Raw genomic sequence first — 23,770 nt, forward strand, 5'->3', positions numbered from 1 at the left:
GGTGGTCACCTGGGCGACGTTGCGGACCTGGTTGGTCAGATTGCCCGCCATGAAGTTGACCGAGTCGGTGAGGTCCCGCCACACCCCGGCGACACCGGGCACCTTGGCCTGGCCGCCGAGGCGCCCTTCGGTGCCGACCTCGCGGGCGACGCGGGTGACCTCGTCGGCGAAGGCGGAGAGCTGGTCCACCATCGTGTTGACGGTTTCCTTCAGCTGCAGGATCTCGCCGCGGGCGGGCACGTCGATCTTCTGCGACAGGTCGCCTTTGGCCACGGCAGTGGCCACCTGGGCGATGTCACGGACCTGGGTGGTCAGATTCCCGGCCATGGCGTTGACCGAATCGGTCAGGTCGGCCCAGGTTCCGGAGACCCCCGGCACCTCCGCCTGGCCGCCGAGCGTCCCCTCGGTGCCGACTTCTCGGGCCACGCGCGTCACCTCGGAGGTGAACACGGACAACTGATCGACCATGCCGTTGAACACGCTCGCGATATCACCCATGAGACCGTCGGCGTCCTCCGGCAGACGTGTCCCGAAGTCGCCGTCCCGCACGGCCGTCAACCCCGCCAGGAGCTGTCTGAGCTCTCCGTTGTCCGGCCCGGCGTCGATGAGCTCGGCCTTGTCGATGTTCATGCGCACCCTCGTCCCGCTCCCCTGGAGCCCTCGGCAGTGAAGACTCGCACACCCCGGCGGGCCGCGGTGGGCCCGTAAATGCTCTGTATTCCCTCACCTCACAGCCTTCAGCGAGGAGAAAATACGCCGCAGGCTAACCCACTCGGTACCCGCCGAACAAAGCCTCCGGTCACTGCGTACCAGGGAAGAAATCCGCCACGAAGAACCATGCATGACGCCGACGCCCTGGGGTACTTGGACTGTTTTTCGCGTCTCGATGTCCACCAGGATCGTGCCGTACGTGCGCTGCAGTAGTGGTGCCCCCTGCGCAGCCCGCAACCGCCGAACCTGTGACTCGATCGTCCATCGGGCGACGGCCGACCGCGCTGTCCGCCGGCCGCTGTACGTACCGGCTGTGCACCCGGGCCGACCCTGTCCCGCACGCCGGACAGGTCGGCACGCCCAGCAGGTGGACCGACTTCGATGCCCTGGAGGCCGAACGCACCGCCGTCGGCCATCTGTCGTCCACCACCGGACGTGGAAGGTGTGGACGTCGCCGGCAGCCACGCGACCGCCGCCGACATGGCCGGGCGCCGTCGGCGCCTGGAACAACCCGCCACCGCGCTCGCCACCGTGACGGCCGGGCCCGGTGCCGACCGAAATCCCCACCTTGCGGCCGCACCGGCAACCCGACGCCCAACCGCCCGACGACTGCAGCCTCGTCATCGTCCGCTTCCCGGTCAACGGCTCGCCGACAGGCTCGGCTTGTGGTCGGCTGAAGAGCGAGCGGTCTGGATGCCCCCGGGACAGGGGTGATCAGCGGCCGATGTAGAAGCGGATCGTGGTACCCGCCTCACCGATGTGGATACGCACGAGGTCGGCGACGTGGTTGACGAGGAGCAGGCCCCGGCCGCCGGGCCGTTCGGGTGCCGGGGGGCGCCGGCCGGCCAGTGGATCGGTGAGCCGGCCTGCGTCCTGCACCTCGCAGACGACCTGCTTGTCCTCCGCCCAGATCCGCAGCGTGCCGTCACCGGCTCCATGAACGACGCTGTTGGTGGTCAGTTCTGCCACCGCCAGCTGGAGATCCTGCAGCCGTGCCCCCTCCAACCCCAGCCGCTCACCCTCCCGTACTGCAAACTCACGTACCGCCGTCAATTGGCCGCTGCCCTCGAAGCTCGTCGCCTGGGCGGCCGGCGGCACGGGCAGAGCCTGGTTGTACCGGGCGACGACCGCCTCGGGACTGTACGCAGCCGAAGCCGTCTCGCTCCCCTCGGCGACCACCACCGGGTGGGTGGCCCAAGCGTCCCTCAGCACCCCCTGGTCGAGCCCGTCGACGTCGTACGGGCACAGAATCGTGACGGCGCGCCCAGTGAATGCCTCGTTGATCAGCGCTTCGTGCTGCACACACGCGGGGTACTCCACCGCGCTGCGACCGGGCCAGATCGGCTCACCGATGATGCGCACCCGTCCACCGGTATGGGCATCGGCGAACTGGCGCAGCACTCCGGGAATGATCCGCCCCGGGTTCCGGCCCGCCTGAGTCATGTCCACGAAGTGAACCCGACGGGCCTGGTCACCGAGCTGGTCCTTGATCAGCTGGAGTCGGTCCGGCGGCGCGGCGACCGCAACCGGTTCCTCCTTGGCCAGCCCTTCGAGAACGAAGGGGACTGTACCTGTCACATACTGCTGCTTCCCGCTGTAGAACAGCGCCGGATGCACAAACTCCTGGGGCCCGGGTGCGGTGGCGGTCATGCAGCCACCTCGATCCCGCCCAGGCCGGGCCAGAACAAGTCCAGAATGCGCGGTACCTGGAACGGTGGTTGGTCAAGGACGAGCAGGCGATGCCCACTCAGTGACCGTGCGGTCATCACCAGATCCGTCACCCCCGCCACGTCGATGAACGTCAGCTGCGACATCTCGACGTACAGGCAGCTCTCGCTCCGCCGTGACAGCTGACCGAGGGCTTCCTGCCACATCGGCCGCGTACTCACGCCGATCTCGCCTTTCGCATACACGCCTGGGCGCTCCGACAGCGGACGTACTTCCAACCGAGCCCCGCCGAGTGACGGCGCGGCGCAGTGCGCCTCCTCATCGAGTGGGACATCCACGCGCTTCCCCTCACTCTGCCCGAATCGCCCCTCGCCGGCGTGAACCCGGCTGAGTACCACCGCTGTCCATCTATACCAGGGGTGTGACGCGCATCCGGGCGAGTTGTCCGACGACCGGGTTTCGACGGTATCGCGCAGAGGTAGCCGGAATGATCACTGACCACTGATCATCGCGATTTTCAGGTCCCGCATCATCACGATCAACTTGGGGTCCTTCTCCAGTCCGTCGTCGACGGTGATGAAGACGACCTTCTGGAATGTCGGTACGTGGGCGAAGACCGGAACCGGGCCGGTTGTGGACAGCTTGACGGGTTTGTGCGCCGGGGGGTCGGGCGCCGCGGGCAGCGGTGTCAGGCCCCACTTCTGCCGGGCGGCAGCCTCAGCCGCGACGTGCGACGCGGTCCCGGGTGGTGTGCCGCCGACGGTGGTGGCTGCCGGACCAGTTGCGTTGCCAGCGCTCATGCCACAGCCGCCTACGGACAGGGCCAGGAGCACGCTGTTCAGCGGGGCATGGACCCTGCCTCCTATGGTGCGTCGCTTCACCGCACCGCACCGGTCTCCTGACTGCAAAGCTGACGTTGACCCTGCCGGGAAGGTAACCGCGGCACGGAAGGCGAAGTTCAGCGGAGGGTGAGGATACGACCAAGGCCGACACCACCCGCGGCACCGTGCGGGTCGTCACAGCCGACGCCCGGCAGGAGGCGGCCGGTGCGGCGGGTGAAGGAGTCGCGCAGTTGCTTGGCGCTCGAGGTCTTCTGCCGCCCTCGCTGTCGGAGCCGTAGACCGAACAGGTTGGCGAGGACGGCCCGGCTGGTCGCGTCCACCCGGCGCTGCACCATGGCCAGCGCCGGACACCCGCCGCCCGTCCTGGTCCGGCCCGACGGGAAGGTCGAGGAGTCCGGTCTCGTCCTGCGGGCGGACGACGACCCGGTCGCCGTGGCGCGCCGCAAGGTCGTCCACAAAGGCCATCGAGCCCCGGGTGCGGCCACCGGAGGAGAGCCGCCAATCGGCGCCCGCAGCGTCGGCAGCGGCCGGCATCGGGAGGATCGGCGTGATCCCGATGCCGCCCGCCACGAAGACGTACGCCGCCGCCGGCTTCAGCTCGCAGTGATGGCGCGGCCCGCGTGCTTTGACCGGGTCGCCCTCGCCTAGCTTGTCGTGGACGTGCGCCGACCCGCCGCGACTGTCGGGCTCGCGCAGCACGGCGACCTGCCAGCGGCTGCGGTCGGTCGGATCGCCACACAACGAGTACTGCCGCACCAGCCCGTCATCGAGCAACATGTCGATGTGGGCCCCGGCGGACCAGGCAGGCAGCTCGGCCCCGTCGGGCCTGCGCAGTTCGAGCAGCCGAACGTCCGCGGCAACCGCCGCGGCGGCAACGACGACCAGCTCCAGCTCGATCTCGGCGTTCACGCGCTCACCCCCTCAGGGTCGGGGTCGGGCGCGACGGAGTCGGCCCGGCCGACGCCGTGTGTGTCCGGGTGCGCCAGCAGCCACTCCCACAAGGTGATGGGGTCGATGTCCTCGTGGCTGGCGTCGCACCAGCAATAGCCGACGAGCACGTCGGTGTGGAGCTTCCACACCACCCGGTAGACGTTCCGCCCCTTCAACATCTTGTTCGGCGCCGGCAGATCCGCGCGAACGGGGGCGGCGGGACCGGCCTGGTCCTGGCTGCTCACGGTGCGGTCACCGTCTTTGCTGCGGCCGTCTTCTCCTCGCCCTGGGCGACCAGCTTGGTCAGGGTCCGGCGGGCTGCCAGGCCGCCGGTGTCGATGTTGAAGGGGTGAGCCGCGGCCGGGCGGCGCCGAATGCCCGAGCACGTCGAGCGTGCGGACGCTGAGGGAACGGGCGTCACGCCCGCCCGTCGCCGCGCTCTTACCAGGCACCAGCGGCTCCGGGATGCTCGGGCTCCGGGGGGAGAGAGACCGCCGGGGGCAAGGCCCGTCCGGTCACGTACCGGCTGGAGCGGCCCTCCTTGAGGACGACCGTGACGGCCCCGCCCAGGTCGCCGAGACGGCCTGGGGCGAGGGCGTCCAACCTATCGCCCGCGGCGAGCGCCGCATCACCGGTGAAGCCGGCGACGGCCCCCGGCCCGCCGGCGGAGCGCGGACTCGTCACTGCGGATGACATGCCTGCGACCACGGTCCATGCACGACCACCAACCCGTTGTCGGCGTCGACCTCGACCAGGTCACCGGTCGCGATCCTGGCGACCGGATCGTCGTCGAGCTCGGTCACCGTGGGGACGCGGGTCACGATCGCGCCGAGGGCAGCCTTCGTGGTCAGGTTGGTGAAGACCATCGCCAACGGCGCGGTACCCATGAGGCGGGTCGACTGGAAGAAGCCGGACCAGCCCGAGGAACCCTTCGCCCCTGGGAAGACCAGCACCTTGCCGGTGAAGCAGACGCCGTAGAGCTCGTGCCTGCGCTCGATGATGGTGCCGGTGGCCGGATCGATCCCGCCCCAGCCGGAGATGGTCTCGTGGGAGACGAGGGCCTCGCCCTCGACGCGCCCGGGGACAATGCCGCGGCCACGGAGCACAAGCTGCTGGGCCCTTGTGGCGCCGGTCATCGGACCACCGCCGCGGGGGCCAGCGAGCCGCGCCAGCGACCGGTGACGGCGGCCTCGACGCACTCCTCGGTGGTGCCGAACCAGGCCTCGATGCCGAGAATCGCCGGTAGGTAGTGCGCCTGCTTGGCCGAGTCCGTGGCGAACACCTTGGTGCCCGCCGGCGCAACCCGCGACATGGCCGGGCAGGAGTCGGTCAGGACCCGTCCCCCGGCGCGCTCGATGGTGGCTGTCCATCCGTTGCGGTCCGAGACGGCACGCAGCGCGCGCGGCGTCATGACCCACAGTTCGGTCCCGGCCGACAGCGTGCGTCCTTCGAGCGCCCGCGCGACTCGGCCGATCTGCTCGAGCGAGGCGTGCGGGCAGCCGATCAGCACGAAGTCGACATCCTCGCTGTTCCCGATGGAGTTGAGCGAGTCGTAGATCGCGCGGCGCTCCGCCTCGCCGTAGTGCAGCGACTCGGGCGGGGCGGCACCGCCGAAGGCGGCCTCCAGCGTCGGCGCATCGGGGGTGCGTCCCGGGATGTGGTACATCTCGACGCCGCCCGAGGAGGCGGCAGCCGCCCCGAAGTGCTTCAGGTCCGCCAGGTCGGGTTGACCGAGGTCGCCGATCATGACCGGCCGCGCCTCCTGGACCATGTCGCCGACGAAGTAGCCGAACATGCCCCAGTCCTGAAAGCCGGTCATCCGCAGCCCGGACTCGATCAGATGGGTGCCGTATCGGTTCTCCACCAGGTGGTTGCCCCAGCAGGGGATCCGGCCGGTGATGCTCGCCGACCCGGTCGAGGCGCCCCCTTCGCAGTTGGTGCGCGCGCCGAGGACCGAGTTGGCATAGACCACGGCCGAGGACTCCATCCAGGCGATGTGCTCGCCGTAGGTCGGCAGGTTGCCGACCTGGTACGGCGTGCACGTGGCCAGGACATTGACGCCCTTGGAGCTGTAGAACGACTCGGCGCCGGCCTGCAGTTCGATGTTGCGCTCGGAGTACGGCATGATCCCCAGCGCGTCGTTGCCGAAGCCGTGCTGGAGCTGGCACGTCGGCACCTTCATCTGCGGCACCTCGATGTCGTCGTCGCAGTCGAGGCTGATCACCGAGAACGCCTTCGACCAGCCGCCCTCCTCGAACAGCTTCGTCTTGGCGGGCGAGGGCTGGGTGTTGGTCCCCGCCACGTTGCGGGTCTCGCACAACTGCTCGGCGCCCAGTGCGTCGGCGTATCTGATGAGCAGGTCCATCGCCGCCGCGACAGCGTCACCGTCGCGGCCGTCGCGCATGGCCTTCTCTTCGTCTGTCAGAGCGACCATCGGTTCCTCCTCAGCCCTCGACGTTCTCGCGGACGCGGTCGCGCAGCGCCGTCAGGTCGACCTGGTGGATGTCCTCGCCCAGGGTCAGATCGAGGGCGTGTGCGGCGGCGAGGCCCATCGCCGAGCACGGACCCATCACCCGGACGCTCGAGAGAGCGGCGGCATCCCCGTCGACACAGCGGCCCGCGGCCACGAGGTTGCGCGCCTGCGGCGAGAGCATGCTGCGCAGCGGGACGTAGTGGACGTGGTCGGGGCCGAAGGTCTCCCACACGTAGCCCTCGACCCGGTCGTGCAGTTCGACCGGCCAGGCGGTCCGGGCGACGGCGTCGTCGAACCTCGTCTCCTCCCGCACCTCGTCGAGGGTCAGCTGGTGGGCGGCGGCGAGCCAGCGGGCCTGCCGGCGGCCCGGGAATCCGTAGGCCTGGACCTTGGCGTTCTTGAACGCCGCCGGGAACTCCCGCCGGAGGAACTTCACGACCCGGTCCGCCTGGGCGCGGCCCCGCAGCTGCGCGTCGGCGGCCTCGACGGCACCCAGGGGAGCCTCCACGTGGGTCATGTTCATCACCGCCGTATTGCGGCCCGGGAAGAAGAACGCGAGCCCGTCGCGGCGGACCAGGCCGTACTCGGCGGCCTTCTCGTCGACCCGGGCCACCAGCTCGGCGGGCTCCGGATTGCCTGACTCGTCGAGTCCCTCCAGGCGGATCTGCTGCGAGCCCCAGACGGTACGGTCGGGTACCTGGCAGGGCAGCCCCGCCTCCCAGGCGAGCGCCGCATCGCCGGTCGCGTCGACGACACCGCGGGCGGTGACGCTCACGGGGCCGAAGCGGGTGGCGAAGTCGACCCGCTCGATGACGCCGCCCTCGATCCCCACGCCGCTGACGGAGGCGCCGAGGACCACCCGGATGCCGAGCTCCTGGACGATGTTCTCGAACCAGCGGCCGAGGGCCACCTCGTCGTAGACCACCGTCTGGGTGTGAGTACGGCGGTAGTGGATGTCGTTGGTCTTCTCCATCGCCTCGAAGAGCTCGCCGAAGATCCCGTAGGTGAGCTGACGGTAGTCGGGCGCGTTGCCGTAGATACCGCAGAAGAGCCCGATCATCGAGTTGACGCACTGGCCGCCGAGGACCGGGAGCGCGTCGACGAGGACGACGTCGCGGCCGAGGCGGCGCGCCTGTATGGCTGCCGAGAGTCCGGCGATGCCGGCGCCGACGACGAGGATGTCGGCGTCGAGCCGTTCGGCTGGATCGTCGACCGGCTTGGAGACCGTGTGGACGACGAGATCGGACAGGGCGTGGGGCATGGTGTCGCTTTCTCCCAGGAGATGGTCGGTCAGTTGGCGGCGGCCCGGCGCAGCGTGGCGCCTCGGTCGAGCGGCTCCACGGCGCCGGCGTACACGCCGAGCCAGGAGCCGGGCCGCGCCGGCCAGGTCTGCGGCGCGCGCGTTTCGGCGTACGCCTCGATCCGGCGTTTCAGCTCTTCGTCGTCGACCAGCAGGTCGACGGTCCGGTTCGGGACGTCGATCGCGATCTCGTCACCGGTGCGGACGGTCCCCAGCGGGCTCGGCACGCCTCCCTCGGGCGAGATCTCGCCGACGACGATGCCCTTGTTGACGAGCCCCGAGAGCTGCCCGTCGGTCACGAACGCCACCTGCTCACTCAGGCCGGCGCCGTTGAGCGCGAAGACCACGCTGGAGGCCATGCCCATCCCCGGTGTGCCGGTGACGCCAAGACCCCGCAGCACGAGGACCTCGCCCGGCAGCACCTCGCCGCGCTCGATCGCCTCGGTGGCCTCCGGCGCGGACTCGAAGACGCGCGCCGCGCCGCGGAAGGTGCGGGCCCGGTTCTCCGTCACCGACAGCTTCACGATGCCGGTGTCGGGGCACAGGTTGCCGCGCATCAGGACGATGGTGGACTCGGGACGCATCGGCTCGGCGCGGATCACCTCCGTGTCGACAGGGGCGCCGGCGACGACCTCGGCCACCGACTTGCCCGAGACCGTCATGGCCGAGCCGTCGATCCTGTCGCCGAGCTGCCGGAGCACGCCGCGAGCGCCACCCGCGGCGTCGAACTCGTCGATCGTCGTGGGCCCATTGGGCTGGACCGCCGCGATCGGCCCGACCTCCCGCCCGATCTCCTCGAAGAGCCGGTGGACATCGATGTCGTACGGCGACTCCGCGGCGATCGCCTCCAGATGCTTGACCGCATTGATCGAGCCGCTGACGGCGATGACCGCCGTCACCGCGTTGCGGAACGCGGCGGGGGTCATCACCGAGCTGGGGCGCCGGCCCGCCTCGACGGCCGCCATGACGACCGGGCCGGCAGCCCTCGCCGCCGCCCACATCGTCTCGCTGTTGGCCTGGGTCGGGGCCGAGCCGGGCAGCGCCATCCCGAGCGCCTCGGCGACGACGTGCATGGTGTTGGCGGTGCCCATCCCCTGACAGACGCCGGGGCCGGTGATGGCACGGTCTGACATCTGGCAGAGGTCGTCGAAACTGATGGCGCCCGCGGCGAGCTTGCCGGCGTCGACGAAGACCTCCTCGATGTCGACGCGGCGGCCGTTGTCGAGGACACCGCAGCTCTGGTAGCCGCAGGCGACGATCACAGTGGGGACGTCGGTCCGCGCGGCCGCCATCAGCTGGCCGGGCGTCGTCTTGTCGCACGACGCGAGGCAGATCATCCCGTCGAGCTTCGCGCCCTCGACGACCGCCTCGATGTCGTAGGACACCAGGTCGCGGCCCGAGAGCACGTACCCGCCGCCCCGGCCGGCGGCCATGCTGAAGTCGGTCGGCGCGACGGTGCGGATCTCGAAGCCCAGCCCCCCGGCGTCGTACACCGACTGGCGGACGGCCTCCGCGACCTTGTCCAGATGGGCGAAGCACGGCGCCAGCCCGGACGAGGAGTTGACGATGGCGATCTTGGGCCGACGGATCTCCTCGTCGTCGTAGCCCAGCGCCTTCCACTGCGTGCGGGTCGTCGCCCAGCGTGAGGACCCGATCGGATGATTGCTGCGCAGCTCTGTGGACACTCCTTGACTCTTTCCTTGTTGTCGCTGGTTGTTCCATGTCGACTGTGGCGTCGACCACCGCTGTGTACTGAGGTCCGGTCAGCAGTGTCCGGTGCCCGCCGGGCACCTCCATTCAGTCGCGGCGGGCCACGTCGGCTCACTGAGACGGAGGCGCCTGTCAGGAGGGAGCCACTGTCCTCACCGGCGCCACGCCGGTCGTGGATGCCTCGACGGACAGCGCTCCCTCTGCCTCAGCCGGCAGCCGGCGCTGGACCCGGCCGAGCACGAACAGCACCAGCACCATCACCGCCGGGCAGGCCGCGAATATGGTGAACGCGCCGCTTGCCCCAAGACCGGCGTCGAGGAGGACACCGCCGAGCCAGGGCCCGACCATGGCGCCGATCTTGGCGACCGAGGACGCCCAGGCAGCGCCGTTGGCCCGGATCTCCGTCGGGTAGAAGGTGCCCGCGATGCTGGTGATACCGCCATGACCGCCATTGACGAACATCTTGGCGCCGATGACGAACGTGACGTAGATGGCCGGGGCGAGAGCCCCAGAGCCCAGGGTCAGCATGCAGACGACGGCTGCGACCGGCATCCACAGGATGATGCCCGCCCCCTTGCGGTCGACGAACCGGCTGATGAACAGCTGCGCGACGGCGCCCGCGACGCTGGCCAGGGCGGCGATGGTGGCGGCCGCGCTCACGCTGAAGCCCACCTGCTCGTTGATCATCGGGGTCCAGAAGACCAGGAAGTAGATCAACGCCGAGGAAAGGAGGTAGACCAGCCACAGCAGGGTTGTGATGCCCATGAGATGGCCGCGGAAGAGCTGAGCGGGGGTGAACCGCCTGCCGGAGAGGGCCTGCTGCGGGTCGCCGGTGCTGAAGCGGGTGCCGGGCTCGATGGACAGGCCCGGCTGGAAGCGGCGCAGGATGCGGGAAATGCGATCATCGCTGCCGGGGCGGGCCTTCAGCGCCAGGAACCTCACCGACTCGGGCACCAGCAGCAGCACTGCGAGGACGGTGAGCAGGGAGCAGACACCGCCGACGACGAACACCGATTGCCAGCCGTGCTCGGGGATCAGCCAGTTGGAGACGGGACCGCCGGCGGCGCCGCCGAGGGTGTAGCCGACCATGATGATGGAGACGGCGGTCACCCGGAACCGCTTCGGCGCGTACTCGGCCGCCAGGGCCCAGGTCAGCGGGAGCACCCCGCCGAGGAAGAGTCCGGACACGAACCGCAGGGCGATCAGCTGTCCGTAGGTGTCCGCATAGGCGAAACCGAGCATGAAGACGCCGAAACCGGCGACCGACACGATGATGGTGGGGCGGCGTCCGAGCCGGTCCGCCAGATAACCCATGATCAGAGCACCGATCATGGTGCCGAAGAGACCGACCGTGCCCAGGGTGCCGAGCTGGGTCTGGGTGAGCCCGAAGTCCTTTCGGAGGTAGGTGGCGGCGAACGACAGGATCTGGAAGTCGAAGCCGTCGAGGAAGGTGATCAGACAGCAGACGGCATACATCAGCAGCCAGAAGCGGCTCGCGCGCTGGCGCTCGATGATCGGGGCCAGTTCTACGAGGGGTGGTGCGGCGCTCATGGGCGTCTCCTCGTCGTTGAGGGGAGAGTGTGGCAGGGGACTGTGTGGCGGTGCGCAGGAGCGGCGCGGGCCGGGACGGTGCCGTGATCGGCGTCGATGCAGACCCGGTCTCCGGTGCGGATGCCGGTCAGCGGGTCCTGGTCCGGACCGGTCACGGTGGGGACGCGGGTGACGACCGCGCCGAGCACGGCTATGCCGGTCGTCGTCACGAAGATCAGGACGAGGGGTGCGGTGCCGGCGAGCCGGGTCGCCTGGAAGAAGCTCGCCCATCCACAAGAACAGCCCGACGAGCGAGTTCACCATCTGCAGGACACTCGGCGCCGAGCTGGTGGCTCGTGGTGCCGAGGCGCTTGGTGACGGTGTGGACGTGCAGCTCGGTCAGGGCATGGGGCATGGAGGGCTCCTGGGGGAGGGGGCTGTGCCGCGAAGGCGGCTCTCTCTGCTTGCCCCGCAACGTAGGCAACCCCCGTCGCCGGAGGGAATGCCCAGGTCAATAGAGCGTTCGACTGAGCGGTATCAACGGCGTTTATGGTTCGAGGCAGGCTGCCGCCCGGGCCACCAGGTCACGCAGCCAGCTGTGCGCCGGGTCCTCGTCGTGGCTCGCGTCCCACCAGAGGTGCTCTTCCAGCGGATCGAGCGGGATCGGGCAGTCGAGCGTGCGCAGCCCGTGCGCGGACGGGAGCGGTGCGGCGAGCCGCTCCGGAACGAGCGCCACCCGCCGTGTTCCGGCGATGAAGTCGGGTACGGCCCGGTAGCTCTCCACACGTACGGCGATCCGTGGCCTGATGCCCAGTGCGGTCAGCTGCCGGGTCGCCGGAGCGGCCGACGGGTAGCCGTCGTCCCGGTGGTAGGGCACCACCCACGGCAGCCGTGCCAGGTCCTCGATACCGAACGACTCGGCCTCGCACAGCGGATGGTCGGCGGACGCAACGCAGACCCACCGGTCGCGGAAGAGCGGAGCCGACTCGACCCCTGGGGTGCGGAAGTGGCCCAGCGGCGGGGAGACCATGGCGTCGACGAGCCGGATCGCATCGCCCGCGCCACTGCCCAGAGTCTCCCTGATGAGCTGGAGGTGGAGCGCCGCATGTGGCGCCTCGCGGTCGAACAGCCGTGACAGAGCGGGGCCCAGGACCGTCGCCGTGTAGTCGGCCATCAGCAGCGTGAACTCCCGCTCGGTGGCGGCGGGGTCGAACGCTCTGCCTGTCGCGAAGAGCCTCTCGGCGGCCGCGCACACGGTCTCGGCCTGCCCGGCCAGCTGCACGGCGAGCGGCGTCAGGACGTAGGCACCGTTCACCCGAGCGAGTAGCTCGTCCCCGAAATGCCGACGCAGCCGGGACAGCGCGGCGCTGACGGCGGGCTGGGTGACGCCAAGGTTGCGGGCAGCCCGGGTGACGTTCCGCTCGCGCAGCAGTGCGCGGAGCGTCACCAGGAGGTTGAGGTCGAGGTTCGCCAGGTGTGCGGGACGGGACTGCCGTGGACTCATGTGTTCCGGATTGTGCCGCACGAGTGCCCGATTTTTCCAGCCTCCTTGTCAGAACCGCCTCCGTGGCCAGGACCAACGCACGGACACGGTGCGATCGCGGTCGTGTTGGTCGGCGTCGGGCTCGGGAGCGCACCGGACAGTGCCGGACGGCAACGGGAAACGCGAACCGCCCGGTTCCGAAAGACGGCGACTTGCGTTTGGGCACCATCGGTCGCGGCAGGCCGCCCTACGTGGCACTGACCAGGCACTTGTCCCCGATCCGCGACGCCGGAGCGCAAGCGTCGGGAGTGCTGCCAGCAACGGTCCGGCGCCCGGTCGGGGGTGCTGTGCTGGTCGGAGGAAACGTGCCTGCTGCGCGTGATGTAGTAGCGGCCTCCGCAGAGGCAGCAGTAGGTGCGGCAGCGATTCGAGCGCTACGACGGGGCGTTCATTCCTCAGTCCGCTGCCCTACGCACGGCTTGCTTGCACTGGATTCCAAGGCCGACTGCCCGGTCGTGTGGTTGGAGTCGTCCTTGCGCCACCACGACCGTATCGTCAGCGGCCAACTCGCCCCTCGGACACTCGCTGTAGCGCATACGGAATCGAGGGCCTCGACCTGACGGTCGTGGTCCTCATTGCGTTGTCGTAGTTCATAGTGATCGCGGTCGGGAAACGCGCCCCGGTGGTGCACACCGGGGCGCGGTCTCCTGGGAACCGGGTCGGGTTCCCTCATGCGGCGCTCCCCAGAGCCAGCAGGTCCGACAGCGCGTCGACCGTGCGGAGTGTGGGCACCTCGACGCCTGTGATCTCCGCCAGCTCGATCACGGCGGGGAGCAGGACGTCGAGCTCCAGCGGCTTGCCGCGCTCCAGGTCCTGGAGCGTGGACGGACGGTGGTCGCCGACGCGCTCGGCGCCGGCCAGGCGCCGTTCGACGGAGACCCCCAGCTCGCAGCCGAGGGCCTCGGCGACCGCCAGCGTCTCCCTCATCATCGTCTCGATGACCTGGCGGGTGCCGCCGTGCGTGGCCATCTGGCGCATGGTCGCCCGCACCAGGGCACTGATCGGGTTGAAGGAGACGTTCCCGAGAAGTTTGACCCAGATGTCGCTCCGCAGGTCCTCCTCCACCGGGCACTTGAGGCCACCGGCCCGCATGGCCTCGGCGAAGTCCAGGCAGCGCCGCGAGGCTCCACGCGCCGGCTCGCCGATGGAGAACCGGGTGCCCTCGACGTGCCGCACCACGCCGGGGGCCTCCAGCTCGGTCGCCGCGTAGACCACGCAGCCGATCGCCCGCTCGGGCGCGAGCACCGCACTGACCGCGCCGTCGGGATCGACGCTTTCCAGGCGGCGCCCGTCGTGGGGACCGCCGTGCCGGTGGAAGTACCACCAGGGAATGCCGTTCTGAGCGGCCACCACGGCCGTGGTGTCGTGCAGCAGCGGCTCGATCAGCGGCCCGCACGCCGCATACGAGTTCGCCTTCAGGCCCATGAACACGTAGTCGACCGGGCCTATCTCGGCCGGGTCGTCCGTGGCGTGGGCGTGCGCGGTGAAATCACCGCGGGGGCTGAGGACGCGCACCCCGCTGCGCCTCATGGCGGCGAGGTTGGCTCCACGGGCGACGAGGTGCACGTCCGCGCCTCCGCGATGAAGGGCGGCACCGACATAGGCGCCGATGGCACCGGCGCCGAGAATGGCGACTTTCACAAGGAGCTCCGTTCGGTCGAGGGTGTACCGAGGAACTTCGGTGAACCTCCGGGCGGGCCTGGGAACTTCGGCCAACCGCCGAGGAGGCGAAGTGATGTCGGCACGACTGCCGAGATGCTCGTGTCGAAGGACACGACTGAATATTGTCTACAGTATGGAATGGGGCGCGGCAAGGGTCCTGACGCAGACCAGTGGCCCGAGCCGCCGAATGACGTCGGCGTGCGGAGTTCCTGGTGCGGGTCCCTCGACGGGGAACCGGCCACGCTGCGCGTGGGGCCGGGCGGGCGACGCCTCTCGGGGACGACCGAGGCGGTCCTTCCCCCGGAGAGAAGGACCGCCTCTGGCTCGGTTGCCGACAGGCGTGCGGCTCACGGGTCGTGGGGACGGTGTGCGACGGAGGGCCGCCCGGAGGTCACGCCACTTCCTCGCCCAGTGGCTGCGGGTTGGGTGTGATGGACTTGGCGCTTCGACGGCCCGGCTGGCGCAGCAGCAGGGCGATGGCGGCCGCCACCATGGAGATGCCGCCGGCCAGCGCGTAGGCGCCGTCGTAGCCCCACGCGGCGACCACCATGGAGCCCAGGCCACCGCCGAACAGGCCGCTGACCAGTTTGCCGCTGTACACCATCCCGTAGTTGGTGGCGTTGTAGTTCTCACCGAAGTAGTCCGGCGTGAGCGCCGCGAACATCGGGTAGAACGCGCCGCTGCCGAACCCGGAGAGGAACGCGAACGCCAGGAACAGGAACTCGTTGTGGACGTCGCCGGCCCAGATCACACCGAACTGGGCCAGGCCCAGGACGACGATCACGAAGACGAGGGTCGTCTTGCGGCCCCAGAAGTCGGACAGCCAGCCGACGACCGCGCGTCCGATGCCGTTGACGACGGACATGATGCCCATCGACGAGGCCGCGACGAGCGGGCCGAAGCCGATCTCCTTGGCGTAGTCGACCTGGAAGGAGATACCGAAGATGGAGACTCCCGCGGTCATCACGATGGAGATCCACATCAGGTACAGCTGTGCCGTCCTGAGGGCCTCCCTCGGGGTGAACTGCCGTACCGCCGGGGGATTCTTCTGGAGGCTCTTGGCGCTCTTCGCGTTGCCGGCCTGGGACAGCGGGTCGATGTTCGCGGGCCACCAGTTCTTCGGCGGGTCCTTGAAGAAGTACGCGCAGACCGCGACGACGGCCAGGACGTAGAGACCGACGAGGTCCAGGACGGTGTTGTAGTTGGAGGTGTCGAAGGCGTAGTTGAAGATGAAGATGAAGGGCAGGGCGCCGTAGGCGAATCCGCCGTTCACGAAGCCGGTCTTGGCGCCCCGCTTCTCGGGGAACCACTTGCCGACCATGTTGATGCAGGTCGCGTAGATCGCGCCGGCGCCGATGCCGCCGATCACGCCGAAGCCGAGGAGCGCCATCCAGACGTTGTGCAGGTGCGACAGCGCCAGGAAGCCGATGGCGCACATCACCGAGCCGATGTACATGGCCTGCCGTGCCTTGAGTATGCCCTTCTCCCGGAGCCACCCGGCAGGTGTGGCTATGCCGGCCTGGAAGAAGACCCAGACGCTCAGGATCCAGAAGGTGTTGCTCTGGGACCAGCCGTGGGCTTTGGACAGTGTGTCCTCGGCCGAGCCGTAGGCGTATTCGAAGACGCTGATCGCGATCATCGAAACCCACGGCAGCCACATCATCAGCTTGCGTGAATGGCCGAGGATGTCCCGGTCGGTCTCGCCCATGCGGTACACGCGGCCGTTGGCGTCCGTCACCTCCCGGTAGGGGACGGCTCTGGGTGAGTCAGTGGTTGTCATGTCAGTACCCCTTGCGTTCGAAAGATCTGGCCAGCGCCCCCTGTCCAAATGCCTTTCGTGCGCGTATGGAGCCGGAGGCGGCCGACCGCGCTGCCGGCCGCCCCGTTCACCTCACGCCCTCATGTACCGCCCCCTTGCCCTTCGTTGTCGCGGCCCGCCGCCGGAAGGTGCATCAGAGCAGCCCCGCGGCCCTGGCCCACCGGTACTTGGCGCCCAGCACCGCCACCGGCTTCTCCGTGGTGTACGGGTAGGCGACGACGCCTCGCTCGAAGAGGTACTGGCACGCCTCCTCGACCTCGACGTCACCGGCCAGCGACGCCACCACGGGCTTCTCGATCCCGCGTGCGCGGAACTCGGCCACCACACGGGCGGTCAGCTCGGCGAACACCATGGGTGGGGTGACGATGGTGTGCCAGTAGCCGAGGACGAGGGAGTGGATGCGCGGGTCCTGAAGCCCCAGGCGGATCGTCGCCTCGTACGTCGACGGTGGCTCGCCGCCGGTGATGTCCACCGGGTTGCCGGCCGCGCCGAAGGGCGGGATGAACCGGCGGAACGCCTCGTCCAGGTCCGGTGGGATCTCCATCAGGGACAGGCCGTTGTCGGAGACCGCGTCCGACAGCAGCACGCCGCTGCCGCCCGCCCCGGTGATGATCACGATGTTGTCGCCCTTGGGGGCCGGCAGCACCGGAAGGGCACGGGCGTACTCCAGCATGTCGTTGAGGCCCGGGGCGCGGATCACGCCGGCCTGCCGCAGGATGTCGTCGTACACCGCGTCGTCGCCCGCGAGCGCCCCCGTGTGCGACCCGGCCGCCTTCGCGCCCGCCGCCGTACGGCCCGCCTTCAGCACCACGACCGGCTTCTTCGGCACGGTCGCCCGCGCGGCCGCCACGAAGGCGCGGCCGTCCTTGAGGTCCTCCAGGTGCATGGCGATGCACTCGGTGTGCGGGTCCTCGCCGAACCAGGTCAGCAGGTCGTCCTCGTCGACGTCGGACTTGTTGCCGAGCCCGACGATCGCCGACACACCCGTCTTCGTGGAGCGGGCGAAGCCGAGGATGGCCATGCCGATCCCGCCGGACTGGGAGGTCAGCGCCACCCCGCCCTTGACGTCGTACGGCGTGCAGAACGTGGCGCACAGGTCCTGCCAGGTCGAGTAGTAGCCGTAGATGTTCGGACCGAGCAGCCGGATCCCGTACCGCTCGGCGATCGCCACGATCTCCGCCTGGAGTTCGTGCTCGCCGGTCTCGGCGAACCCGGAGGGGATGAGGACGGCATTGGGGATCTTCTTGCGTCCCACCTCCTCCAGGGCCGCGGCCACGAACTTGGCGGGAATCGCGAAGACCGCCACATCCACCTCACCGGGAACGTCCGTGACACTCTTGTACGCCTTGCGGCCCAGAATGTCATCGGCCTTGGGGTTCACCGGGTGGATCTCGCCGGAGAAACCCCCGTCGACGAGGTTGCGCATCACCGAGTTGCCGATCTTGCCCTGTTCGTTGGAGGCACCGATGACGGCCACCGACGAGGGCTGCATCAGCCGGCGCATGGAGGTGAGGATCTGCTCGCGTGTGAAGGTGCGCCGCGGCTCGGGCTCCGACTCGCTCAGGATGACGCGGATGTCCGCGGCGACCGCGCCGTCGGGCGTGGCGATCACCGGGTTGAGGTCCACCTCGGCGATCTCGGGGAAGTCCGCGACGAGTTGCGACACCCGGCGGATCTGCTCGGCGATCGCCTCCCGGTCGACCGCGGCCCCGCCGCGCACCCCGCGCAGCACCTCGGCGGCGCGGATGGAGTCCAGCATCGACAGGGACTCGGCCTCGTCGACGGGCGCCAGGCGGAAGGTGACGTCCTTGAGGACCTCGACCAGCACACCGCCGAGCCCGAAGGCGACCACCTTCCCGAAGGTGGGGTCGGTGACGGCACCGACGATGACCTCCTGCCCCTTGGGCAGGAGCTCCTGCACCTGCACGCCGTCGATCCGGGCGTCGGCGTCGTAGGCACGCGCGTTGGCGATGATCCTGTCGTAGGCGGCGCGGACGTCGTCCGCACCCTGGACGCCGACGATCACGCCCCCGGCGTCGGTCTTGTGCAGGATGTCGGGGGAGACGATCTTCATCACGACGGGCCCGCCGAAGCGGTCCGCGAAGGCGAGCGCCTCGTCGGCGTCCTTCGCCAGTTCCTCGCCCGGGACGGCGATCCCGTACGCGTCGGCGATCACCTTGCCCTCGGGCGCGGTCAGCGCGGTGCGTCCCTCGGCCCGCACGGAGTCGATCAGCGTGCGCACCCGCTCCAGGCGGTCCTCGGCCATCACGTCAGATCACTCCGTTCGACTTGAGCAGGCGCAACTCCTCGTCGCCGAGGCGGAGTTCGCCGACAAAGATCTCCTCGTTGTGCTCACCGAGCAGCGGCGACCGCTTGACCTCCACCGGGGAGTCGGACAGCTTGAGCGGGCTGCCCACGGTCTTGAACTCGCCGCGCTCGGGGTGCGGGACGCTGACCACCATCTCGTTGGCGACCAGCGACTGGTCCTCGATGATCTCCTTGGTGGACAGGATCGGCCCGCACGGGATGTTGTGGGCGTTGAGCTTCTCCAGCACCTCCCACTTGGGGAGCCCGGAGGACCACTCCTCGATCAGCTGGAACATCTTGTTCAGCTTGGGCAGACGGGCCTCGGGGGTCGCCCACTCGGGGTCGTCGGCCAGCTCGGGCCGGCCGATCAGCTCGGTGATCGGCTGCCAGCCGACCGGCTGGACGATCACGTACACGTAGTCGTTGGGCCCGCCGGGCGCGCACTTGACCGCCCAGCCGGGCTGACCGCCGCCGGAGGCGTTGCCGGAGCGGGGGACCTCGTCGCCGAAGTCCTCGTTGGGGTACTCGGCGAGCGGCCCGTGGGCCAGGCGCTGCTGGTCGCGCAGCTTGACCCGGCACAGGTTGAGCACCGCGTGCTGCATGGCCACGTTCACCCGCTGTCCGCGCCCGGTCCGCTCCCGCTGGAACAACGCGGCGAGCACTCCGGCGACCAGATGGACCCCGGTGCCCGAGTCGCCGATCTGGGCGCCGGTGGCGGTGGGCGGACCGTCCTCGAACCCGGTGGTCGACATCGAGCCGCCCATCGCCTGGGCGACCACCTCGTAGGCCTTGAAGTCGGTGTACGGGCCTTCGCCGAACCCCTTGATGGAGGCGTAGACCAGGCGCGGGTTGATCTTCCGGATGCGCTCCCAGGTGAAGCCCATCCGGTCCACCGCGCCGGGGCCGAAGTTCTCCACCATGACGTCGGAGCGCCGGATCAGCTCGGTGAGCAGCTCCTTGCCGCGCTCGGTCTTGGTGTTGAGGGTGATGCTGCGCTTGTTGCAGTTCAACATCGTGAAGTAGAGGGAGTCGGCGTCCGGGACGTCGCGCAGCTGCCTGCGGGTGATGTCACCGGACGGCGCCTCCAGCTTGATGACGTCCGCGCCGAGCCAGGCGAGCAGCTGGGTCGCCGATGGCCCCGACTGGACGTGGGTCATGTCCAGGACGCGGATGCCGTCGAGAGCCTTTCCGGCAGGTCCGGTCGCGGAAGTTTCGGTCGTCACCGGGTCACCTCACTTGTGCATCGTGGTTCGTGGCCGTCGTCAGGCATGACGAAGTCCGTCCCTTCATAGGGGTGCACCACTCAAGCGGTACATTGCATACAGTCGACGAATACTGTATGAAGCTTGTTATCCCGCATCCAGTGGGTGGTGTCCAGGGGGCGTGCGGCATTTTTGAACAGGAGCCGGAATGGACCTGTACGAACACCAGGCAAGGGAACTCTTCGAGGCACACGGCATCGTGGTGCCGCGCGCGGAGGTCACCGACTCGGCCAAGGAGGCCCGGGAGATCGCCCGCAGGCTCGGCGGACGTGCCGTCGTCAAGGCGCAGGTGAAGACCGGAGGGCGGGGCAAGGCGGGCGGAGTGAAGCTCGCCGCCGACCCGGCCGCCGTCGAACAGACGGCACGCCGGATCCTGGGCATGGACATCCGCGGCCATCGCGTGGGCAAAGTCATGGTTGCCGAACCCGTCGACATCGAGCGGGAGTTCTACGTCTCCTACGTCCTCGACCGGGCAGCCGGCGGTTTCCTCGCCATCGCGTCGGCCGAGGGCGGCATGGAGATCGAGGAGGTCGCGGCCCAGCGCCCCGAGGCGGTGGCCCGCATCCCCGTCGACCCGAAGGAGGGCGTCACCTCCGCCGTCGCCGCCAGGATCGCCGCTGCCGCCGGGCTCCCGGAGCGCACCGCGGACGTCCTCATGCGGCTGTGGCAGGTCCTGGTCCGCGAGGACGCCCTGCTCGTCGAGGTCAACCCGCTCGTCCTGACGCGCCAGGGCCGGATCCTCGCCCTCGACGGCAAGGTCACCCTGGACGACAACGCCCGCTTCCGCCAGGCCCGTTGGGCCGCCGACACGGTGGAGCACGACGACCGCCTCGAGGCCGCCGCCGCGGCCAGGGGCCTGAACTACGTGAAACTGGACGGCCAGGTCGGGGTCATCGGCAACGGCGCAGGGCTCGTCATGTCGACCCTTGACGTCGTCGCCGGCTGCGGTGCCCGACCCGCCAACTTCCTGGACATCGGCGGCGGGGCCTCCGCCCGGGTGATGGCCGACGGCCTCTCCGTCATCCTGTCCGACCCGGACGTCAAATCCGTTCTCGTCAACGTCTTCGGCGGCATCACCGCCTGCGACGCGGTCGCCGACGGCATCGTCCAGGCCGTGGAGACCGTCAAGCCGACCCGCCCGCTCGTGGTCCGCCTCGACGGCAACAACGCGGCCCGCGGCCGCGCCATCCTCGACGAGCACGCCCACCCGCTCGTCCACCAGGCCACCACCATGGACGGCGCCGCCCAGCGCGCCGCCGACCTCGCCAACGCCTCGTAAGGAGACGGGACATGGCCATCTTTCTCACCAAGGAGAGCAAGGTCCTCGTCCAGGGCATGACCGGCGCCGAGGGCATGAAGCACACCCGCCGGATGCTCGCCGCCGGCACCCAGGTCGTCGGCGGCGTCAACCCGCGCAAGGCCGGGCAGAGCGTCGACTTCGACGACCGCGGCGTGCCGGTCTTCGGCTCCGTCCGCGAGGGCATGGAGGCGACCGGCGCCGGCGTCTCCGTCGTCTTCGTGCCGCCCGCCTTCGCCAAGGCCGCGGTGATCGAGGCCGCGGACGCGGGCATCGGTCTGGCGGTCGTCATCACCGAGGGCATCCCCGTCCACGACGCCGTCGCCTTCACCTCGCACGCGAAGTACGCCAAGGGCGGGGCCACCAGGATCATCGGCCCCAACTGCCCAGGGCTGATCAGCCCCGGACAGTCCAATGCGGGCATCATCCCCGCCGACATCACCAAGCCCGGCCGGATCGGACTGGTCTCGAAGTCCGGCACGCTCACCTACCAACTCATGTACGAGCTGCGGGACATCGGCTTCTCCTCCTGCGTCGGCATCGGCGGCGATCCCGTCGTCGGCACCACCCACATCGACTGCCTGGAGGCCTTCGAGAACGACCCCGACACCGAACTCATCGTCCTCATCGGCGAGATCGGCGGCGACGCCGAGGAGCGCGCCGCGGCCTACATCCGCGAGCACGTCACCAAGCCCGTCGTCGGCTATGTCGCCGGCTTCACCGCGCCCGAGGGCAAGACCATGGGCCACGCCGGCGCCATCGTCTCCGGCTCCTCCGGCACCGCCCAGGCGAAGAAGGAGGCCCTGGAGGCCGTCGGCGTGCGAGTGGGGAGCACACCGACCGAAACGGCCCGGCTGGCCCTGGAGGCCATCGGCGGCTGACGTCACCCGGCCCCACTCGTGGTGTCCGGGCGGCGCCCGGCGCCCGGATCAGTTCTCGAGGGGGCCGTCCTCGCGCGAACCGCGGGACGCGTCCCACCGCGCGATGCGAACCACCACGAGACGCGTCCCACCGCGCCATACGTCCCACCGCGCCCCGCCTGCCCGGGCGGGTGCGTTCCGTGCGATCCGTACGACCGTGCAACAGCGCGACCTGCACGCCATGCGAACCGCCCCCGACTGTGCACCGAGAGCGGAGCAATCAATGGCACCAACCCTCGACAACACCGCCACCCCCACCCTCACCCTGAAGTCCGGCACCGCCTGGGCCGACGCCTGGCAGCGCTGCCTGGCCGTCGCTCCCGAGGCGTTCCGCGAGGACCGTGTCCTCAACCTCTGGAACGCCTCTTGGCAGGCCGACGGCCGGACACTGCCCGCCACCAGCCCCGTCGACGGCAGCCCCATCGTCGGGCCGCCCCGCCTGGACAGGGACACGGCCGGCGCCGCGGTCCGCGCGTCGCTCGACCAGCACCGCGCCTGGCGCCACGTCCCCCTCGGCGAACGGCGGGCCCGTGTCGCCGCCACCCTCGACGCCCTCGCCGAGCACCGTGAGCTCCTCGCCCTCCTCCTCGTCTGGGAGATAGGCAAGCCCTGGCGGCTCGCCCAGGCGGACGTGGACCGCGCGATCGACGGCGTGCGCTGGTACCTCGAGGGCATCGAGCCCATGCTGGACGGACGCGCAGCGCTGGACGGGCCCGTCTCCAACATCGCCAGCTGGAACTACCCGATGTCCGTCCTCGTCCACGCCATGCTGGTGCAGGCCCTCGCCGGCAACGCGGTCATCGCCAAGTCCCCCACCGACGGCGGGCTCGCCTGCCTCACCCTGGCCTGCGCGCTCGCCGCCCGCGAGGGCATCCCCCTGACCCTGGTCAGCGGCAGCGGGGGAGAGCTCTCCCAGGCGCTGGTGCGGGCGCCCGAGATCGGCTGCGTCTCCTTCGTGGGCGGCCGCGACACCGGCGCCGAGGTCGCCACGGCCGTCGCCGACCTGGGCAAGCGGCACATCCTGGAGCAGGAGGGCCTCAACACCTGGGGCATCTGGAACTTCTCCGACTGGGAGACGCTCACCGCCGTGATCCCCAAGCTCTTCGACTACGGCAAGCAGCGCTGCACCGCCTACCCGCGCTTCGTCGTCCAGCGCTCCCTCTTCGACGAGTTCCTCGCCGCCTACCTCCCGGCCGTCCGCACCCTGCGCGTCGGTCACCCACTGGCCGTGGAGCACCCCGAGGACCCGTATCCCGTACTGGACTTCGGCCCGGTCATCAACGCGGCCAAGGCCAAGGAACTCCACGACCAGGTGGCGGAGGCCATCGACCGCGGAGCCGTCCCGCTGCACCGCGGCAGTGAGTCCGACGCCCTCTTCCTGCCGGGCCAGGACACCTCCGCCTATGTCCAGCCCGTCACGCTCCTGAACCCGCCCCCGTCCTCACCGCTGCACCACGCGGAGCCCTTCGGCCCGGTCGACACCATCGTCCTGGTCGACACGGAGGCGGAGTTGCTCGCCGCCATGAACGCCTCCAACGGCGCCCTGGTCGCCACCTTGTCGACCGACGACCGGGAGACCTACGAGCGCCTCGCCCCGCAGATCCGCGCCTTCAAGGTGGGCCACGGCAGGCCTCGTTCGCGCGGCGACCGCGAGGAACTCTTCGGCGGCTTCGGTGCGTCGTGGCGCGGCGCCTTCGTGGGCGGTGAACTCCTCGTCCGTGCCGTCACGGTGGGCCCCGCGGGCGAGCGCCTGCCGGGGAACTTCCCCGAGTACCAGCTGATGCCGTAGGGGTGCC

The 23,770-nt window shown here is 69.9% G+C and carries 21 protein-coding genes and 1 pseudogene; 4 read left to right on the forward strand and 18 right to left on the reverse strand.

The window, feature by feature from the left end; genetic code table 11:
• The 5 genes from IE318_RS45260 to IE318_RS46600 all read right to left on the reverse strand — a co-directional run.
• Nucleotides 1–630: HAMP domain-containing protein (locus tag IE318_RS45260; RefSeq protein WP_229903800.1), on the reverse strand; the 630-nt coding region annotated here is incomplete at its 3' end.
• A 795-nt stretch (nucleotides 631–1,425) separates the two neighbouring features.
• The gene (locus tag IE318_RS28655; protein ID WP_189904943.1) at nucleotides 1,426–2,361 is read right to left on the reverse strand and encodes an anti-sigma factor RsbA family regulatory protein; all 936 of its coding nucleotides are present in this window, start codon (nucleotides 2,359–2,361) and stop codon (nucleotides 1,426–1,428) included.
• Nucleotides 2,358–2,717 (reverse strand): STAS domain-containing protein, encoded by a 360-nt coding sequence (locus IE318_RS28660; protein ID WP_189904945.1) that lies wholly within the window; start codon nucleotides 2,715–2,717, stop codon nucleotides 2,358–2,360. The genes IE318_RS28655 and IE318_RS28660 overlap by 4 nt, the downstream gene beginning before the upstream one ends.
• Nucleotides 2,718–2,870: 153 nt before the next feature.
• On the reverse strand, nucleotides 2,871–3,212 hold the full coding sequence (locus IE318_RS28665) for a hypothetical protein (RefSeq protein ID WP_194717504.1): 342 nt from the start codon (nucleotides 3,210–3,212) through the stop codon (nucleotides 2,871–2,873).
• Nucleotides 3,213–3,337: 125 nt separating this feature from the next.
• Entirely contained in the window at nucleotides 3,338–3,541 is a 204-nt protein-coding gene (locus tag IE318_RS46600) for a hypothetical protein (protein WP_189904949.1), read from the reverse strand.
• A gap of 13 nt (nucleotides 3,542–3,554) precedes the next feature.
• On the opposite strand from IE318_RS46600, the gene IE318_RS46605 reads away from it, so the two are divergent.
• A complete protein-coding gene (locus IE318_RS46605; protein ID WP_189904951.1) occupies nucleotides 3,555–3,869 on the forward strand; it encodes a hypothetical protein in 315 nt (104 codons plus the stop codon).
• A 257-nt stretch (nucleotides 3,870–4,126) separates the two neighbouring features.
• Here IE318_RS46605 and IE318_RS28680 read toward each other — a convergent pair whose 3' ends face one another.
• The 13 genes and pseudogenes from IE318_RS28680 to frc all read right to left on the reverse strand — a co-directional run bounded on the left by IE318_RS28680 (nucleotide 4,127) and on the right by frc (nucleotide 19,718).
• Nucleotides 4,127–4,396 carry a hypothetical protein gene (locus tag IE318_RS28680; protein WP_308438601.1) on the reverse strand — a complete coding sequence of 90 codons (270 nt, stop codon included), beginning with the start codon at nucleotides 4,394–4,396 and terminating at the stop codon, nucleotides 4,127–4,129.
• Nucleotides 4,393–4,572 (reverse strand): hypothetical protein, encoded by a 180-nt coding sequence (locus tag IE318_RS28685; protein WP_189904953.1) that lies wholly within the window; start codon nucleotides 4,570–4,572, stop codon nucleotides 4,393–4,395. The genes IE318_RS28680 and IE318_RS28685 overlap by 4 nt, the downstream gene beginning before the upstream one ends.
• A 259-nt stretch (nucleotides 4,573–4,831) precedes the next feature.
• Complete coding sequence (locus tag IE318_RS28690) at nucleotides 4,832–5,287, reverse strand: aconitase X swivel domain-containing protein (RefSeq protein WP_189904955.1); 456 nt, start codon at nucleotides 5,285–5,287, stop codon at nucleotides 4,832–4,834.
• Nucleotides 5,284–6,585, reverse strand: a complete 1,302-nt coding sequence (locus tag IE318_RS28695) for an aconitase X (protein WP_189904957.1) — start codon at nucleotides 6,583–6,585, stop codon at nucleotides 5,284–5,286. Before IE318_RS28695 ends, IE318_RS28690 begins: the two co-directional genes overlap by 4 nt.
• Before the next feature lie 10 nt (nucleotides 6,586–6,595).
• Nucleotides 6,596–7,885: an FAD-dependent oxidoreductase gene (locus tag IE318_RS28700; RefSeq protein WP_189904959.1), complete on the reverse strand. Its 1,290-nt coding sequence runs from the start codon at nucleotides 7,883–7,885 to the stop codon at nucleotides 6,596–6,598.
• Between the two features lie 29 nt (nucleotides 7,886–7,914).
• Nucleotides 7,915–9,609: a dihydroxy-acid dehydratase domain-containing protein gene (locus tag IE318_RS28705; RefSeq protein ID WP_189904960.1), complete on the reverse strand. Its 1,695-nt coding sequence runs from the start codon at nucleotides 9,607–9,609 to the stop codon at nucleotides 7,915–7,917.
• Nucleotides 9,610–9,766: 157 nt separating this feature from the next.
• Nucleotides 9,767–11,185: an MFS transporter gene (locus tag IE318_RS28710; protein ID WP_189904962.1), complete on the reverse strand. Its 1,419-nt coding sequence runs from the start codon at nucleotides 11,183–11,185 to the stop codon at nucleotides 9,767–9,769.
• Nucleotides 11,182–11,454 (reverse strand): annotated as a pseudogene (locus IE318_RS46955) (aconitase X swivel domain-containing protein); the annotation flags it as partial. The pseudogene IE318_RS46955 and the gene IE318_RS28710, both read right to left, overlap by 4 nt.
• Before the next feature lie 257 nt (nucleotides 11,455–11,711).
• A complete protein-coding gene (locus tag IE318_RS28720; protein WP_189904964.1) occupies nucleotides 11,712–12,668 on the reverse strand; it encodes a LysR family transcriptional regulator in 957 nt (318 codons plus the stop codon).
• A 708-nt stretch (nucleotides 12,669–13,376) separates the two neighbouring features.
• Nucleotides 13,377–14,348, reverse strand: coding sequence for a 2-dehydropantoate 2-reductase (locus tag IE318_RS28725; RefSeq protein ID WP_189904966.1), 972 nt, complete (start codon nucleotides 14,346–14,348; stop codon nucleotides 13,377–13,379).
• Between the two features lie 412 nt (nucleotides 14,349–14,760).
• Nucleotides 14,761–16,149 carry an OFA family MFS transporter gene (locus IE318_RS28730; protein ID WP_189904968.1) on the reverse strand — a complete coding sequence of 463 codons (1,389 nt, stop codon included), beginning with the start codon at nucleotides 16,147–16,149 and terminating at the stop codon, nucleotides 14,761–14,763.
• Between the two features lie 172 nt (nucleotides 16,150–16,321).
• Nucleotides 16,322–18,454: an acetate--CoA ligase family protein gene (locus IE318_RS28735; RefSeq protein WP_189904979.1), complete on the reverse strand. Its 2,133-nt coding sequence runs from the start codon at nucleotides 18,452–18,454 to the stop codon at nucleotides 16,322–16,324.
• A 4-nt stretch (nucleotides 18,455–18,458) separates the two neighbouring features.
• Entirely contained in the window at nucleotides 18,459–19,718 is a 1,260-nt protein-coding gene (frc, locus tag IE318_RS28740; RefSeq protein ID WP_189904981.1) for a formyl-CoA transferase, read from the reverse strand.
• Nucleotides 19,719–19,905: 187 nt separating this feature from the next.
• Here frc and sucC point away from each other — a divergent pair, with 187 nt between their 5' ends.
• From sucC to IE318_RS28755, 3 genes are all read left to right on the forward strand, one after another.
• Nucleotides 19,906–21,036 (forward strand): ADP-forming succinate--CoA ligase subunit beta, encoded by a 1,131-nt coding sequence (gene sucC, locus IE318_RS28745; RefSeq protein WP_189904984.1) that lies wholly within the window; start codon nucleotides 19,906–19,908, stop codon nucleotides 21,034–21,036.
• Between the two features lie 11 nt (nucleotides 21,037–21,047).
• Nucleotides 21,048–21,935, forward strand: a complete 888-nt coding sequence (sucD, locus tag IE318_RS28750) for a succinate--CoA ligase subunit alpha (protein WP_189904985.1) — start codon at nucleotides 21,048–21,050, stop codon at nucleotides 21,933–21,935.
• 262 nt (nucleotides 21,936–22,197) lie between these two features.
• Nucleotides 22,198–23,763, forward strand: coding sequence for an aldehyde dehydrogenase family protein (locus IE318_RS28755; RefSeq protein ID WP_189904987.1), 1,566 nt, complete (start codon nucleotides 22,198–22,200; stop codon nucleotides 23,761–23,763).
• The last annotated feature ends 7 nt before the right edge of the window (nucleotides 23,764–23,770 follow it).

The organism is Streptomyces spiralis (genome assembly GCF_014654675.1).
In the GTDB taxonomy this organism is placed as follows: domain Bacteria; phylum Actinomycetota; class Actinomycetes; order Streptomycetales; family Streptomycetaceae; genus Streptomyces; species Streptomyces spiralis.